This is a genomic window from Comamonas thiooxydans (assembly GCF_002157685.2).
GTDB classification, from domain to species: domain Bacteria; phylum Pseudomonadota; class Gammaproteobacteria; order Burkholderiales; family Burkholderiaceae_C; genus Comamonas; species Comamonas testosteroni_H.
This window is the reverse complement of sequence record NZ_AP026738.1, coordinates 2114584-2129628: the sequence shown is the minus strand read 5'-3', so window position 1 is coordinate 2129628 and position 15045 is coordinate 2114584. Positions and strand designations below refer to the sequence as shown.

Annotated in this window: 13 protein-coding genes; 2 read left to right on the top strand and 11 right to left on the bottom strand. The window is 61.3% G+C overall.

Annotation, left to right across the window (positions count from 1 at the left end; all coding sequences use genetic code 11):
• Positions 1–173 precede the first annotated feature (173 nt).
• From typA to CTR2_RS09750, 7 genes are all read right to left on the bottom strand, one after another.
• Positions 174–2000, bottom strand: coding sequence for a translational GTPase TypA (gene typA, locus CTR2_RS09780; protein ID WP_003080479.1), 1827 nt, complete (start codon positions 1998–2000; stop codon positions 174–176).
• Positions 1997–2989: a tRNA pseudouridine(55) synthase TruB gene (truB, locus tag CTR2_RS09775; protein ID WP_003056351.1), complete on the bottom strand. Its 993-nt coding sequence runs from the start codon at positions 2987–2989 to the stop codon at positions 1997–1999. Before truB ends, typA begins: the two co-directional genes overlap by 4 nt.
• A gap of 4 nt (positions 2990–2993) precedes the next feature.
• Complete coding sequence (rbfA, locus tag CTR2_RS09770) at positions 2994–3371, bottom strand: 30S ribosome-binding factor RbfA (protein ID WP_003056352.1); 378 nt, start codon at positions 3369–3371, stop codon at positions 2994–2996.
• Between the two features lie 95 nt (positions 3372–3466).
• Positions 3467–6301, bottom strand: a complete 2835-nt coding sequence (infB, locus tag CTR2_RS09765; protein ID WP_087084241.1) for a translation initiation factor IF-2 — start codon at positions 6299–6301, stop codon at positions 3467–3469.
• 23 nt (positions 6302–6324) lie between these two features.
• The gene (nusA, locus tag CTR2_RS09760) at positions 6325–7812 is read right to left on the bottom strand and encodes a transcription termination factor NusA (RefSeq protein WP_003063156.1); all 1488 of its coding nucleotides are present in this window, start codon (positions 7810–7812) and stop codon (positions 6325–6327) included.
• A gap of 83 nt (positions 7813–7895) precedes the next feature.
• Entirely contained in the window at positions 7896–8474 is a 579-nt protein-coding gene (rimP, locus tag CTR2_RS09755) for a ribosome maturation factor RimP (protein WP_003080490.1), read from the bottom strand.
• A gap of 180 nt (positions 8475–8654) precedes the next feature.
• Positions 8655–9035: a thioredoxin family protein gene (locus CTR2_RS09750; protein ID WP_034349992.1), complete on the bottom strand. Its 381-nt coding sequence runs from the start codon at positions 9033–9035 to the stop codon at positions 8655–8657.
• Positions 9036–9265: 230 nt separating this feature from the next.
• Here CTR2_RS09750 and CTR2_RS09745 point away from each other — a divergent pair, with 230 nt between their 5' ends.
• Positions 9266–10246 (top strand): DnaJ C-terminal domain-containing protein, encoded by a 981-nt coding sequence (locus tag CTR2_RS09745; RefSeq protein ID WP_087084667.1) that lies wholly within the window; start codon positions 9266–9268, stop codon positions 10244–10246.
• A gap of 11 nt (positions 10247–10257) precedes the next feature.
• Complete coding sequence (locus tag CTR2_RS09740; protein ID WP_003063164.1) at positions 10258–10590, top strand: chaperone modulator CbpM; 333 nt, start codon at positions 10258–10260, stop codon at positions 10588–10590.
• A 102-nt stretch (positions 10591–10692) separates the two neighbouring features.
• Here the strand turns inward: CTR2_RS09740 and CTR2_RS09735 are convergent, their stop codons facing one another.
• From CTR2_RS09735 to CTR2_RS09720, 4 genes are all read right to left on the bottom strand, one after another.
• The gene (locus CTR2_RS09735) at positions 10693–10854 is read right to left on the bottom strand and encodes a hypothetical protein (RefSeq protein ID WP_003056362.1); all 162 of its coding nucleotides are present in this window, start codon (positions 10852–10854) and stop codon (positions 10693–10695) included.
• A gap of 197 nt (positions 10855–11051) precedes the next feature.
• Positions 11052–12707 (bottom strand): ABC transporter ATP-binding protein, encoded by a 1656-nt coding sequence (locus CTR2_RS09730; protein ID WP_087084242.1) that lies wholly within the window; start codon positions 12705–12707, stop codon positions 11052–11054.
• On the bottom strand, positions 12704–13804 hold the full coding sequence (locus CTR2_RS09725; protein ID WP_087084668.1) for an ABC transporter permease: 1101 nt from the start codon (positions 13802–13804) through the stop codon (positions 12704–12706). The genes CTR2_RS09730 and CTR2_RS09725 overlap by 4 nt, the downstream gene beginning before the upstream one ends.
• 48 nt (positions 13805–13852) lie before the next feature.
• Complete coding sequence (locus tag CTR2_RS09720; protein ID WP_087084243.1) at positions 13853–14881, bottom strand: microcin C ABC transporter permease YejB; 1029 nt, start codon at positions 14879–14881, stop codon at positions 13853–13855.
• Positions 14882–15045 lie beyond the last annotated feature (164 nt).

Sequence of the window (15045 nt, the reverse complement as noted above, 5' to 3'; positions counted from 1 at the left end):
TGAGGTCAGCCCCCGCGACACTTGACTGCTGCAGCCTGGCAGCAACCCGGTTCATGGTTCGCATAGCGACGAGTCGATACCGCAGTGATTGCGATGTCTTGGGTCAGGCAGCAGCGCGCAATAAAAAAGGCCCCGAAGGGCCCTTTTTGGGATTCACAGCCTAGACCAGTGAATTACGCGTCGCGCGAAGCACGCTTGCGATCGTGCTCCTTCAGGTGACGCTTGCGCACGCGCAGGCTGGTGGGAGTGATTTCCAGCAGCTCGTCGTCTTCGATGAATTCCACACCGTATTCCAGCGACAGGTCGATGGGAGGCGTGATCTTGATCGCATCTTCCTTGCCGCTGACGCGGAAGTTGGTCAGCTGCTTGGTACGCGTGGCGTTCACCACCAGGTCATTGTCACGGCTGTGGATGCCGATGATCATGCCTTCGTACACGGGATCGCCGGCCTTCACGAACATGCGACCGCGGTCGTCCAGCTTGCCCAGGGCGTAGGTGAAGATTTCACCGTCGTCCATGGAGATCAGCACGCCGTTCTTGCGGCCGCCGATGTCGCCCTTATGGGGTTCGTAGCTGTCGAAGATGTTGGCGATCAGGCCGGAACCACGTGTCAGGTTCAGGAATTCGTTGGTGAAGCCGATCAGGCCGCGGGCCGGAATACGGTATTCCAGACGGACGCGACCGCGGCCATCGGGTTCCATATTCACCAGCTCGCCCTTGCGCTCGCCCAGTGCCTGCATCACACCGCCCTGATGGCCTTCTTCGATATCGGCAGTCACCAGCTCGATAGGCTCGTGCTTTTCGCCGTCGATCATCTGCATCACGACGCGGGGCTTGGACACGGCCAGCTCGTAGCCTTCGCGGCGCATTTCTTCCAGCAAAATGGTCAGGTGCAGTTCGCCACGGCCGGACACTTCAAAGATACCGTCTTCGTCGGTTTCCTTGACGCGCAGAGCCACGTTGGAACGCAGTTCCTTTTGCAGACGGTCCCAGATCTGGCGGCTGGTCACGAACTTGCCTTCACGACCTGCCAGGGGCGAGGTGTTCACGCAGAAGTTCATGGTCAGGGTGGGCTCGTCAATCTTCAGCATGGGCAGAGGCTGGGGATTGACAGGGTCGGTGACGGTTTCGCCGATACCGATGTTTTCGATACCGCTGATCAGCACGATCTCGGAAGGACCGGCTTCGGTGGCCTGCACGCGATCGATACCCTGGAAGGTGTGAACCTGGTTGATCTTGCCGCTGTAGCTCTTGCCGTCAGGACCGGCCATCACAGCCACTTGCTGACCGGGCTTGAGCGTGCCCTGGGTGATACGGCCCACGCCGATACGACCCACGAAGGTGGAGTAGTCCAGAGCGGAAACCTGCAGCTGCAAAGGAGCGCTGGCATCGCCCTGCACGGAAGGCACGTGATCCAGGATGGTGTCGAACAGGGCGGACATGTCCTCACCCCACTTGGCACCGGGCTCGCCCTCTTCCTTGGACGACCAGCCGTTGATGCCGGAGGCGTAGACCACGGGGAAGTCCAGCTGCTCATCGGTGGCGCCCAGCTTGTCGAACAGGTCGAAAGCGGCGTTGATCACCTTGTCGGGGTTGGCACCGGGCTTGTCCACCTTGTTCACCACCACGATGGGGCGCAGGCCCAGGGCCAGAGCCTTCTTGGTCACGAAGCGCGTCTGGGGCATGGGGCCTTCCTGCGCATCGATCAGCAGCACCACGCCGTCGACCATGGACAGGGCACGTTCCACTTCGCCGCCGAAGTCCGCGTGACCGGGCGTGTCGAGAATGTTGATGTGGGTGTCCTTCCAGGACACGGCACAGTTCTTGGCCAGAATGGTGATGCCGCGCTCACGTTCGATGGCATGGTTGTCCATCACGGTGTCGACGACTTTTTCGTGCTCGGCAAAAGTGCCGGACTGGCGCAGCAGCTGGTCCACCATGGTGGTCTTACCGTGGTCAACGTGCGCGATGATCGCAATGTTGCGGATTTGTTTGCTCATAATGTTTCCAAAATGCCGCTTGCTTGTGGACGCGGCGTTCCTTCCAAAATTTGTTGAATTTCTAGCGGACTGAGCAGGCGCTCGGGAATCAATTCCCCGCTCGCCACACGGCCTACCCCTAAAAGGGCATGCGGGCGCTCACCATACACCGCCACGGCCGGGGCATCCGCCCAAGACCCTCGACGGCGCAAGCCTGATAGAAAGCGTCCTGCATCCTCTTCACCCAAGGTGACGACGGCATGACGATGCAGCAGGGTATCGACAGGCTGGACCTGCGCGATGCGCTCTTCATCGTTCATGGCTTCCAGCGCCTGCAGCGTCACGCAGCGCGACACTTCAAGACCGCCGGTTTCCACACGGCGCAGAAAACGCAAATGGGCGCCACAGCCCAAGGCCTCGCCCACGTCTTCGCCCAATGTGCGGATGTAAGTGCCCTTGCTGCAGGTCACTCTCATCTTGACGGCCGGATGCCCCTGATCGTCCTGCACCAGCGTCAGGTCCAATGCATGAATCGTGACATCGCGTGCGGGGCGCTCCACTTCCACGCCCGCACGGGCGTATTCATAGAGTGCCTTGCCATCCTTCTTCAGCGCACTGTGCATGGGCGGCACCTGCTTGATGTCACCCGTGAACTGGGCCTGCACCTGCGCCAGGCGCTCGGGCGTGATGGCGGCCAGATCCACGGCACGCTCCAGCACCACATCGCCCTCGGCATCGGCCGTGGTCGTGGTCTGGCCCAGGCGGGCAATGGCTTCGTAGGTTTTCTCGGCTTCGAGCTGAAGCTGACTGAATTTGGTGGCAGCGCCGAAACACAGCGGCAGCACGCCACTGGCCAGCGGATCAAGCGTGCCTGTATGCCCGGCCTTTTCGGCGCGCAGCAGCCACTTGACCTTCTGCAAGATATCGTTGCTGGACCAGCCCAGCGGTTTATCGAGCAGCAACACCCCATGCACAGGGCGCCGCTGCACCCGGGTGCGAGGGGCGTTCATGTGCTTATTCCTGTTCGGGTCCGCGCGACGCCACAGCCTTGGCGATCAAGGCATTCATGTCGGCAGCGCGCTCTGTAGTGCGGTCGTAGACGAAATGCAGCGTGGGCACAGTATGAATGTGCAGACGCTTGAACAGGCCGTTGCGCAGAAAGCCTGCGGCCTGATTGAGTGCTGCCAGCGTCACTTCGGGATCGCCGACAAGCACGCTGAAGAACACCTTGGCGTGGGCATAGTCAGGAGTCACCTCCACGCCTTGCAGCGTGACCATACCGACGCGCGGGTCCTTCAACTCGCGGGCGATCAGCTCCGACAGATCACGCTGGATCTGGTCGGAAACTTTGAAGCTGCGGTTGGGAGCAGCAGATTTGCGTTTGGTTGCCATGAATAAAAAAGGAGCTATTTGCGCTTGCTGCACAAGGATTTCAAGGCATTTTCAGCCTCAAACCCTTGTGCAACAGGCGCTAGCAGCTATTGCTTTTACAGCGTACGAGCGATTTCCTTGATCTCGAAGACTTCCAGCATGTCGCCTTCCTTGATGTCGTTGTAGTTGCGCAGCTTGATACCGCACTCGAAGCCTTCCTTGACTTCCTTGACATCGTCCTTCATGCGGCGCAGCGACTCGATCTCGCCCGTGTAGATGACCACGTTGTCGCGCAGCAGACGGAAGTGTGCGTTGCGGGTGACGTGACCTTGCGTGATGTACGAGCCGGCAATGGTGCCGATCTTCGTTGCCACGAACACGGTGCGGATCTCGGCCATACCGATGATCTCTTCGCGCTTCTCGGGAGCCAGCATGCCGGACATCGCAGCCTTCACCTCATCCACGGCGTCGTAGATGATGTTGTAGTAGCGAATATCGACATCATTGCCTTCGGCGGTCTTGCGGGCCTGAGCATCCGCACGCACGTTGAAGCCGATGATGATGGCCTTGGAAGCCAGTGCCAGGTTGACGTCGGACTCGGAAATACCGCCCACGCCGGAGTACACCAGCTGAACCTTGATCTCGTCGGTCGACAGCTTGAGCAGCGAGGCTGCCAGAGCTTCCTGCGAGCCTTGCATGTCGGCCTTGATGATGATGGGCAGAGTCTGCACATCGCCAGCGGACATTTCGGCGAACATGTTTTCCAGCTTCGCAGCTTGCTGCTTGGCCAGCTTGGTGTTGCGGAACTTGCCAGCGCGGTAGGTCGCGATTTCACGGGCACGGCGCTCATCGCTCAGCACCATGAAGTCGTCACCGGCCTGGGGCACTTCGCTCAGACCCTGAATTTCCACAGGGATGGAAGGACCTGCTGTCTTGGTCTGCTTGCCGTCTTCGTCCAGCATGGCACGAACGCGACCATAGGTCTGGCCCGCCAGCACCACGTCGCCGACCTTCAGCGTACCGGACTGCACCAGCACCGTAGCCACGGTACCGCGGCCCTTGTCCAGCTGGGCTTCGATCACGATACCCTTGGCTGCGGCGTCCACGGGAGCCTTGAGCTCCAGCACTTCGGCCTGCAGCAGCACTTGCTCCAGCAACTCGTCGATGCCCTGACCGGTCTTGGAGGACACGGCCACGAAGGGAGAGTCGCCGCCGTACTCTTCGGGCAGCACCTCTTCCACGACCAGCTCCTGCTTGACGCGGTCGGGGTTGGCTTCGGGCTTGTCGGCCTTGGTGATGGCCACGACGATAGGAACACCGGCCGCCTTGGCGTGCTTGATGGCTTCCTTGGTCTGAGGCATCACGCCGTCGTCGGCAGCAGCCACCAGAATCACGATGTCGGTGGACTTGGCACCGCGAGCACGCATGGCCGTGAAGGCCTCGTGACCCGGAGTGTCCAGGAAGGTGATGATGCCGCGAGGCGTCTTCACATGGTAGGCACCGATGTGCTGGGTAATGCCGCCGGCTTCGCCCGACGCCACCTTGGTGCGACGGATATAGTCCAGCAGCGAGGTCTTGCCGTGGTCCACGTGGCCCATCACGGTCACCACAGGAGCACGCGACAGCAGCTCGGCTTCGGCACTGGAGACTTCTTCATCGGTGAAGGCCTCCAGGTCGTCCAGCGCTGCCACCTTGGCGGTGTGGCCCATTTCTTCCACCACGATCATGGCGGTGTCCTGGTCCAGCGGCTGGTTGATGGTGACCATCTGGCCCATCTTCATCAGCACCTTGATCAGTTCGGATGCCTTGATGGCCATCTTGTGGGCCAGTTCGGCCACGGTGATGGTCTCGGGCACCGAGATCTCCAGCTGACGGAACTCGGGAGCCTGCTGCTGTTGCTGCTCGTGACGGTCATTGCCACGACGGCCACCCCTGGGACCACCGCGCCAGTTGGAGCGGCCAGCCACTCCACCGGAGCTGTCGCCACGGGTCTTGATTTCCTTCTTCTTGGCCGCATCGTTGGACCAGCTCGAAGACAGCTTGGCGGACTTGACTTCCTTGCCGGGACGGGCACCGCCGCCTGCGTTGGCCGCACCAGCGGCGCCTGCGGGCTTGTTGCCATCCTTGGCGGCAACAGGCTTCTTGGCATCCGCAGCGACCGGAGCAGCCTTCTTGGGCTCTTCCGGCTTCTTGGCGACCAGCACCTTCTTGGGCGCAGCCATCATGGCACGGATGGCTTCCGCCTCGGCCAGGGCCTTGCGGCGGCGTTCATCCAGATCCTTGGCGCGGCTGGCTTCTTCAGCCGCCTTGGCCTGGGATTCGGCTTCGGCCTTGGAGCGTGCCTCGGCCTGGGCCGCAGCACGTGCGGCAGCGCCAGCGGCGTGCTCGCGCTTTTCCTCTTCCTTAGCCGCCTTGGCTTCAGCCACCTTGGCAACTTCCGCGGCTGCATAGGCTGCAGCACGTTCCTCGGCTTCGCGCTCGCGGCGCTCGCGCTCTTCGCGCTCTTGACGTTCCTTGGCCAATTGTTCTTCCTGATGGCTCAACAGCTCGGCCTCGCGGCGAGCATCTTCTTCACGGCGTACCAGCTCTTGACTAGCGGCACGCTCCTGCACAGCCTTAGCCATGCTTTCCGCATTGGCCTGAGCCTCGGCGGGAGTGTCTTCCCGCTTCACGAAAGTGCGCTTCTTGCGCACTTCCACCTGAATCGTACGGGCACGGCCCGATGAATCCGCCTGCTTGATTTCGCTGGTGGACTTCTTGGTCAGCGTGATCTTCTTGGCACCGCTGCCATGGCTTGCCTGCAGGTGAGACAGCAAGCGCTGCTTGTCACCTTCGGTCAGCGCATCAGCCGCATTGGCCTTGTCAACCCCGGCGGCCTTGAGCTGCTGCAGCAAGGTATCAGGGGTCGTGTTGCGCTCTTTCGCAAATTCTGCAACCGTATTACTCGACATAAATGCTCTGTACCTCCCTGACCTTACTCTTGCCCATCGGTAAACCAGTGCTCACGCGCCTTCATGATCAAGGCCTTGGCTTCTTCGGCGGTCTGACCGGTAATTTCGGTCAGCTCGTCGATCGCCAGGTCGGCCAGATCGTCACGGGTGTGCACATCAGCTTGCGCCAGCTTGTCCAGCAGTTCGGCAGTCATGCCGTCCAGAGACACCAGATCCTCGGATGCCTTGCTCACATTTTCTTCGCGAGCAATTTCCTGACTCAGCAGTGCATCCTTGGCGCGGCTACGCAGCTCGTTCACCGTCTCTTCGTCGAAGGATTCGATTTCGAGCATTTCCTGCAGCGGCACATAGGCCACTTCTTCCAGGGTCTCGAAACCTTCTTCGATCAGGATGTTGGCGATTTCCTCGTCCACATCCAGCTTTTCCATGAACAGCTTGCGCGAGACAGCCGACTCGTCAGCCTGCTTCTGAGCAGACTCGGCAGCGTCCATGATGTTGATCTTCCAGCCTGTCAGCTCGGAGGCCAGACGTACGTTCTGACCGCCGCGACCGATGGCGATAGCCAGATTTTCCTCGTCCACCACCACGTCCATGGCGTGCTTTTCCTCGTCCACGACGATGGAAGAGACATTGGCAGGAGCCAGAGCACCGATCACGAACTGGGCGGGGTCTTCGGACCACAGCACGATATCCACACGCTCGCCGGCCAGTTCGTTGGTCACGGCGTTCACACGGGTACCACGCACGCCGACGCAGGTACCGATGGGATCCACGCGCTTGTCGTGGCTCAGTACGGCGATCTTGGCACGAGAGCCGGCGTCACGGGCGCAGCTCTTGATCTCCAGCAGGCCTTGCTCGATCTCAGGCACTTCATTGCGGAACAATTCCACCATGAATTCGGGAGCCGAGCGCGACAGCAGGATGGGAGCGCCGCGCAAGGTGGCATCGACTTCCATGATCATGGCGCGCACGCGGTCGCCATTGCGCAGATTTTCCTTGGGGATCATCTCGCCGCGCTTGAGTCGGCCTTCCACACGGCCGGATTCGACAATGATGTCGCCCTTGTCCATGCGCTTGACGGTACCAGTAAAGATCTTCTCGCCACGGGCCAGGAATTCGTTGAGCAGCATTTCGCGCTCGGCGTCGCGAATCTTCTGCAGGATGACCTGCTTGGCAGCCATGGCACCGATACGGCCGATGGGCAGCGACTCGATCTGCTCTTCAATGAACTCACCAATTTGAATGCCGGGCACGCGGTCTTCCGCATCCATCAGCATTTCTTCGGCGTCGGGGTTCTGCAGACCGGCATCGTCAGACACCACCACCCAGCGGCGGAAGGTGTCGTAGTCGCCGCTTTCGCGATCGATGGACACGCGGATGTCTACTTCACCTTGGTACAGCTTCTTGGTGGCCTGTGCCAGTGCGGATTCCACGGCACCAAAAACCACATCGCGTTCCACGTTCTTTTCACGCGAAATGGCTTCAACCAACATCAACAGTTCGCGATTCATGCGACGACTCTCCTATTTCAATCACACAAAGAGGATTTGCATGCGACCTCTTTGCCCCAAAAGATTCAAACGCTTCAGCTGCCTCATTCGGGCTTGGCTGCGCGTCCTTTGAAATTCACAATCGGTGCCAGACGAGCTTCGCGCAACTCGTCAAGCGTAAAGCCCATCGCGTTCAACGGCGCTGGCTCACGCTTCTTGCTGACGCGCACGCCCGGCTTGGGAGGCGGCTCATCGCTCCAGACGATCTGCCAGCCACCTTCTTCAGTCCGTTCCAGCGTGCCACGAAATTTCTTGCGGTTTGCATTGATCTTGTCGCCACCTGCAGCCCCGATGGGAGCCTTGAGCGTCAGATCCACCTCCGAGCCTTCAAAGCGGATGAAGTCCTGCTCATGGCGCAGCAAACGATCAATGCCTGGAGAAGAGACCTCCAGGCGGGCGTAGTCCGCACCATCGACTTCCAGCGCAAACTGAAGCTGGCGCGTGACCTTTTCGCAGTCTTCCACTGTCACGAACTGCTCGGGCAGCTCAGGCGCACCTTCCTCCGGCGCCTGCCAAGGCAAATCAATCGTGATGCGCAGCAGGCCGCCGGCCGAGCGCTCGATTTCAACCAGGTCATAGCCCAGACCTGTCACGGTTTGTTCAACGATTTGCTGTAGTGCCACGTGTATTCAGTTCAATCCCGAAAAATCTGTCAAATCATGGACTTAGCTCTGCCAAAAACAGGTTTCGCCATGAATTGCCCAAAAAAAACGGGCGGTATGTACCCGCCCGTTTGGTCGTGAAGCCGTGATTGTAGCCGCAAACCATTGTTTTCGCAAAAAGTGTCTCGCATAAAACAGCGATCAACGCAAGACTTCCTGCAGGTCATCAGCGCGCAACAATCGCTGCAGCAAATCCTGGGCCTCCTGCACATCGGCAGGCCTCGCCGCTGCATCTGCGGGCAGGGATTGCAGCATCCGCGCCAGCACCCCCGTCTGCGGAAGCACAGGCCCCAGGAATCTGGCCTGCTCGCCCTGCGCCACCAAAATGGACGGGAAGGTTTCTATGTCCAGATCGCCAGCGACATCCTCACGGTCTTCCACATCGAGCCAGACAAAACGCATCTGCGGGAACTGGGCAGCAAGAGCCTCGAAAGGCTGCCGGTACTGTTTACAGGTACCGCACCAGTCAGCACAGAGGCAGACAACCAGCCATGCGTCTGCTTTTGTAATTTCTTGTTTCATTTCACGAACTCTGGGCAGGCCTTCGCACACGCCCCTGCATTGATCCCAGCAATGGTAGCGCCAGATGCCCCCAAGGACTCAAACCCCGGTCATCACCCCACCAGCGCGCATTGAGACCCTTGAAGCTGTCGCACTCTATCCCTATTATTTTCCTGAATGCGGGCGCAGCAATGGCAGCAGCCAAGGCAACAGTCTTGCGCCCATCTTTTGACAAGAAGATTGGTGACTCCATGGATTACAAGGACTATTACAAGATACTTGGCGTGGACAAAAAGGCCTCCACCGAGGAGATCAAAAAGGCCTATCGCAAACTCGCCCGCAAATACCACCCCGACATCAGCAAGGAAAAAGACGCGGCTGCTCGCATGGCCGAGGTCAACGAAGCCAACACCGTGCTCTCCGACCCCGAAAAGCGCGCCGCCTACGACGCCATGGGCGACGAGATGCAGTTTGCTCAAAATGCCAGAGCTCAGGGCAGCGGAGGCTTTCGCCCGCCGCCCGACTGGGATCAGCAGGACTTTCACTTCAGCAGCCAGGGCGATGCCGGCAGCGACGCCGATTTCAGCGACTTCTTCTCGCAGATGTTCGGCCAGGCCGCTCGTGCACGGCGCCATCAGGGCCAGCAAGGTGCGCGCAGCACCCCAGACATGCGCGGCCAGGACCAGCATGCCAGCATAGAGCTGGATCTGCAGGACAGCTACAGCGGTGCCGTGCGCTCGCTGCATCTGCGCAGCACTGTGCTCGACGACCAGGGCATCCCCACCCACAAGGAAAAGGAGTTGCAGGTCACCATTCCCAAGGGCGTGCGCGAGGGCCAGATGATTCGCCTTGCCGGTCAGGGCAACCCGGGCCTGGGCAAGGGCGCTCCAGGCGATCTGCTGCTGGAGGTGCACTTCCGCAGCGACCCGCGCTGGTGGTCCGAGGGCAAGGATGTCTATCAGCGAGTCCCGCTCGCGCCCTGGGAAGCCGAGCTGGGCGGCCCCGTCCCCTTCAAGACGCTGGCCGGGGAACTGGAAGTCACCGTGCCCGCCGGCTATCGCTCGGGTCGCAAGCTGCGCCTCAAGGGCAAGGGCCTGCCCGCAGCCACGCCGGGTGATCTGTATCTGGTGCTGGATGTGGTCTTCCCGCCCGCAGCGACACCCGCGCAAAAGCAGGCGTATGCCGACTTTGCCAAGGCCTTCCCGCAGTTCGATGCCCGCAGCCTGAGTTGAAAGGTTTTCCCATGAGCCCCTCCCACTACCCTTTCTACGAGCCTGCCGAGCTGCTGGAACAGGCCGTGCTCGATCTGCACGAGCTGGCGCGCCATTGCTGCACCAGCCCGCAATGGGTGATCGAGCATGTGCAGACAGGCGTCATCAGCTACGACAACGAAGGTCAGCTGCGCGAGATCAGCCACGAGCAATGGCGCTTCAGCAGCCAGACGCTGGTACGTGCGCGCCGCATTGCGCAGCTGGAACACAGCTTCGACGCCGACCCTCAGCTCGCCGCCCTGACTACCGATCTCATCGAGGAAGTGCAGCAACTGCGCCGCAAGCTAAAAAATCTGCAGGGATGAGCAAACCAACACCCTGAAGCCGTGAAAAGCAAAAAGCCCTCGTACCGAAGTGACGAGGGCTTTTTTGCGGGCCGCACACCAGGGCGCGGCCTGCCGCAGGAATTAGCCGTGGCGCTTGCCGGGCTGCTTCTTGCTGCGAGTGTGCGAACCACGCTCCAGGCTCACGCGCTGGCCACGGCCGGGAGTGGGCAGGGTCACGCCATTGGGTGCCTGGGGACGGGGAGTGGCCTTGCGGTCTGCTTCGGTAACGATCTTATTGCCCATGTCGAATTCTCAATTGGGAGGTTGAAAAGGATCAATTAGGCCACAGCCAGAGAATTCGCGCCAAATAAATACAAACTTTCGAGTGCGGATTCAGTGTTTTTCAGCGAATACCTGCCTCGCGAATCAGCGAATCGGCAGCAATTGCGGGCATTCAAAGCCTCAAACCTTTGAAGGGAAAGCGCTGCCCGCTATCAAATTCAGACAGCCGCCGCCCCGGCAACGACCCCGGCGGCCTCGACCAGCTGGCGCGTATAGGCCTGCCGCGGCGCAGTCAACACCGCCTGCACATCGCCCTGCTCCACGATCTGCCCGTCCTTCATGACCAGCACCTCATGGGCCATGGCGCGAATCACGTCCACATCGTGGGTGATGAGCAGATAGGCCAGACCACGCTCCTTCTGCAGCCGCTGCAGCAGGGCCAGCACCTGCTGCTGAATGGTGACATCGAGTGCACTCGTGGGTTCGTCCAGCACCAGGACCTCGGGCTCCATGATGAGCGCGCGCGAGATCGCCAGGCGCTGCCGCTGCCCGCCAGAGAATTCATGCGGATAGCGCTGCAGCAGGCCGGGAAACTGGGTCTCGGTCAAGCCCACCTCTTCCAGCATCTTGAGCACGCGCTCGCGCCGCGGCCCGGCAGCGAGCTCAGGGGCATGGATCTGCAGGCCTTCGCCGACGATCTCCTCCACAGTCATGCGCGGAGAGAGCGAGGAGAACGGATCCTGAAACACCACCTGGATCTTGCGCCGCAGCGCCAGGTTGGCGGCGCTGTTGCGGATTGCCGGCTGCTGCCATTGCCTGCCGGCCACCTGCAGCCTCCCGGCCGCAGGCAACAGCCCCAGCACGGCCTGGGCCAGCGTGGATTTACCGGAGCCCGATTCACCGATCACGCCCAGGGTACGGCCGGGCCGCAACAGCATATCCGCGCCCTTGACCGCTACAAATGCGCCCTTTTTGAACCAGCCGCGAATGCCAGGCAAGGGCGTGGCATAGCTCACCTGCAGGGCCTGGGTCTGTACCACGGCAGCCTCACCGGCCGGCACGATCTCATCCGCCACATTGCGCACCGGCCGGCTGGCCAGCAGCCTGCGGGTATAGGCATGCTGCGGGTTCCCCATCAGCTCAGCCACCGAACCCTGCTCCACGAGACGGCCTTTTTCCATGACCGCCACGCGGTCGGCAAAGCGGCGCACCAGATTCAGGTCATGCGTGATCATCAGCACGGCCATGCCGGTCTGCCGTTGCAGATCGGCCAGCAAATCCAGGATCTGGCCACGCAGCGTCACATCCAGCGCCGTTGTCGGCTCGTCGGCCAGCAGCAGCCGGGGACGGCTGGCCAGGGCCATGGCAATCATGGCGCGCTGGCGTTGCCCGCCGCTGAGCTGGTGCGGAAAGCTCTGCGCCCTGCGCCCCGGCTCGGGGATGCCGGTCGTGGCCAGCAGCTCCACCGCCTGCGTCAGGGCCTGGGCACGGCTCAGTGCCTGCTTGAGCTGCAGCACCTCGGCCACCTGCACGCCGACAGTCATCAGCGGGTTCAGCGCCGTCATTGGCTCCTGAAAGATCATGGCGATATCGCCGCCGCGTATGCCCTGTATCTCGCGCTCAGAAAGCCCCAGCAGATCGCGCCCATCCAGCAGGGCCCGGCCACCCAGTTGCGCATCTCCCACCAAGCGCAGCAGCGACAGCGCCGTGACCGACTTGCCCGAGCCGGACTCCCCCACCAGCGCCAGCTTCTCACCGGCAGCCATCTCGAAGCTCACGCCCTGAACCACGGGCTTGCCCGCAAAAGACACGCTCAGATCCTGCACGGTCAGCAGCTTGCTGCCGGCCTGGCTCTCGTATTTCTCCTTGCTCATGGCTTGCCTCCTGCGCGCTTTGCAGCCCCGGTGTGCGCCTGCTTGCGCGGGTCCAGCGCATCGCGCAGGGCATCCCCCATAAAGGTCAGCAACAGCAGCGTGATGACCAGCACGCCAAAGGTGGACAGGGAAATCCACCAGGCATCGATATTGTTCTTGCCCTGGCTCAGCAATTCGCCGAGGCTGGGCGTGCCCGGGGGAACGCCCAGGCCCAGAAAATCGAGCGAGGTCAGCGCCAGGATGGCCCCGCTCATGCGAAACGGCAAAAAGGTGATCACCGGCGTCATGCTGTTGGGCAGAATGTGGCGAAAGATGATGGAGCGATTGCTGGCACCCAGCGCCTGGGCGGATTTCACATAGTCGAGCTGGCGATTGCGCAGAAACTCGGCCCGCACATAGTCAGCCAGACCCATCCAGCCGAACAGGCTCAGCAGGATCAGCAGCAGCGAGACACTGGGCGCAAACAGCGCGCTGAAGATGATGAGCAGGTAGAGCTCGGGCATGGAGCCCCAGATTTCCGTCAGGCGCTGGAAGGCCAGATCCGTCTTGCCGCCAAAAAAGCCCTGCACCGCTCCCGCCAGCACGCCCAGCAGCACGCCCACGGCCGTCAGCGCCAGACCGAACAGGACGCTGACGCGAAAACCATAGATGAGCTGCGCCAGCAGATCGCGCCCCCGATCGTCGGTGCCCAGCCAGTTGTCGGCCGACGGCGCAGAAGGGTTGGGCGACTTGGCAAAATAGTTGATGGTGGACTTGCCATAGCGGTTGATGGGGAAGATCGCCCAGTTCTCGCCCTCGCCGAGCCTTTGCTGGATGAAGGGATCGAGGTAATCGGTCGGCGTATGGAAATCGCCGCCAAACGTGGTTTCCGGGTAATCGTGCAGCAGCGGCAGATAGGTCTGCCCCTCGTAGCGCACGATGAGCGGCTTGTCGTTGGACAGCAGTTCGGCACACAGGCTGAGCAGCACCAGCACCGAGAAGATCAGCAGGCTGACAAAGCCCAGCCGATTGCCCTTGAAGCGCCGCCAGGCCCGGCGCCCAGGAGATTCGGATTGGGCAGCAGGCGCCGCCGGCACACGCTCTACTCCTGTATTCATAGCTTCTTGCGCCTGCAGGGCAATGGTTTGAGGCTTATCTTGCATAAATCAGTCAAACTTGACCCGGGGGTCTACCCAGACATAGCAAAGATCGCTGATGAGCTTGGTCACCAGGCCGATCAGCGTGAACAGATACAGCGTGCCCAGCACCACGGGAAAGTCGCGCCGGATCACGCTTTCATAGCTGAGCAAACCCAGGCCGTCGAGCGAGAACAGGGTCTCGATCAGCAGCGCGCCGGCAAAGAAGGCGCCGATAAAAGCCGAGGGAAAGCCCGTGACGATGGGGATCAGCGCATTGCGAAACACATGTTTGTAGAGCACCTGGCGCTCGGAAAGGCCCTTGGCGCGGGCCGTCAGCACATATTGCTTGCGGATCTCTTCGAGAAACGAGTTCTTGGTCAGCATGGCCGTCACGGCAAAGCTGCCGGCCACCATGGCCGTCACGGGCAGCGCGATATGCCAGAGATAGTCTGCCACCTTGCCCATGGTGCTGAGTTCGTCGAAATTGGCCGAAGTCAGCCCGCGCAGCGGAAACCACTGCAGCTGCCCGCCAAAGACGACCAACAGCGCCACGCCCAGCACAAAACCCGGGATGGCATAGCCGATGAGAATCACAATGGTGGTCGCCAGATCGAAGCGCGAGCCGGCCCGGACGGCCTTGGCCACACCCAGTGGCACGGCCACCAGATAGCTGATGAAAAACGTCCACAGGCCCAGGCTGATGGAGACCGGCAGTTTTTCCTTGACCAGCGCCCAGACGCTTTTGTTCTGGAAAAAGCTGGTGCCCAGATCGAAACGCGCGAACTGCCCCAGCATCTGCACAAAGCGTTCGGCCGGCGGCTTGTCAAAGCCGTACAGCGCCTTGATCTCCTCGATCCGCTTGGGGTCCACGCCCTGTCCGCCGCGATAGCTCATGGAAGCGCCTTCGGCACCATGTCCGGCACCGGCCTTGGCCTCGGCCAGATACTGCTCCACCGGGCCGCCGGGCACGAACTGGATGACCACAAAGGTCAGCAGCAGCACACCCAGCAGCGTGGGGATCATCAGCAAAATGCGTTTGAGAATATAGGCAAACATCTTCGATCAACCCTTGTTTTCAGCCGCAGTTGCGATGGCCGCCGCCCCGGACCGCCCCAAGCAAGGCCAGCCCCTTCGGGGGGCAGCGACCCGTGCAACGGTGGAGCGTGGGGGCCACTTTACCTCGGCCGCCGCGCCGGGCCGCCCCAAGCAAGGCCAGCCCC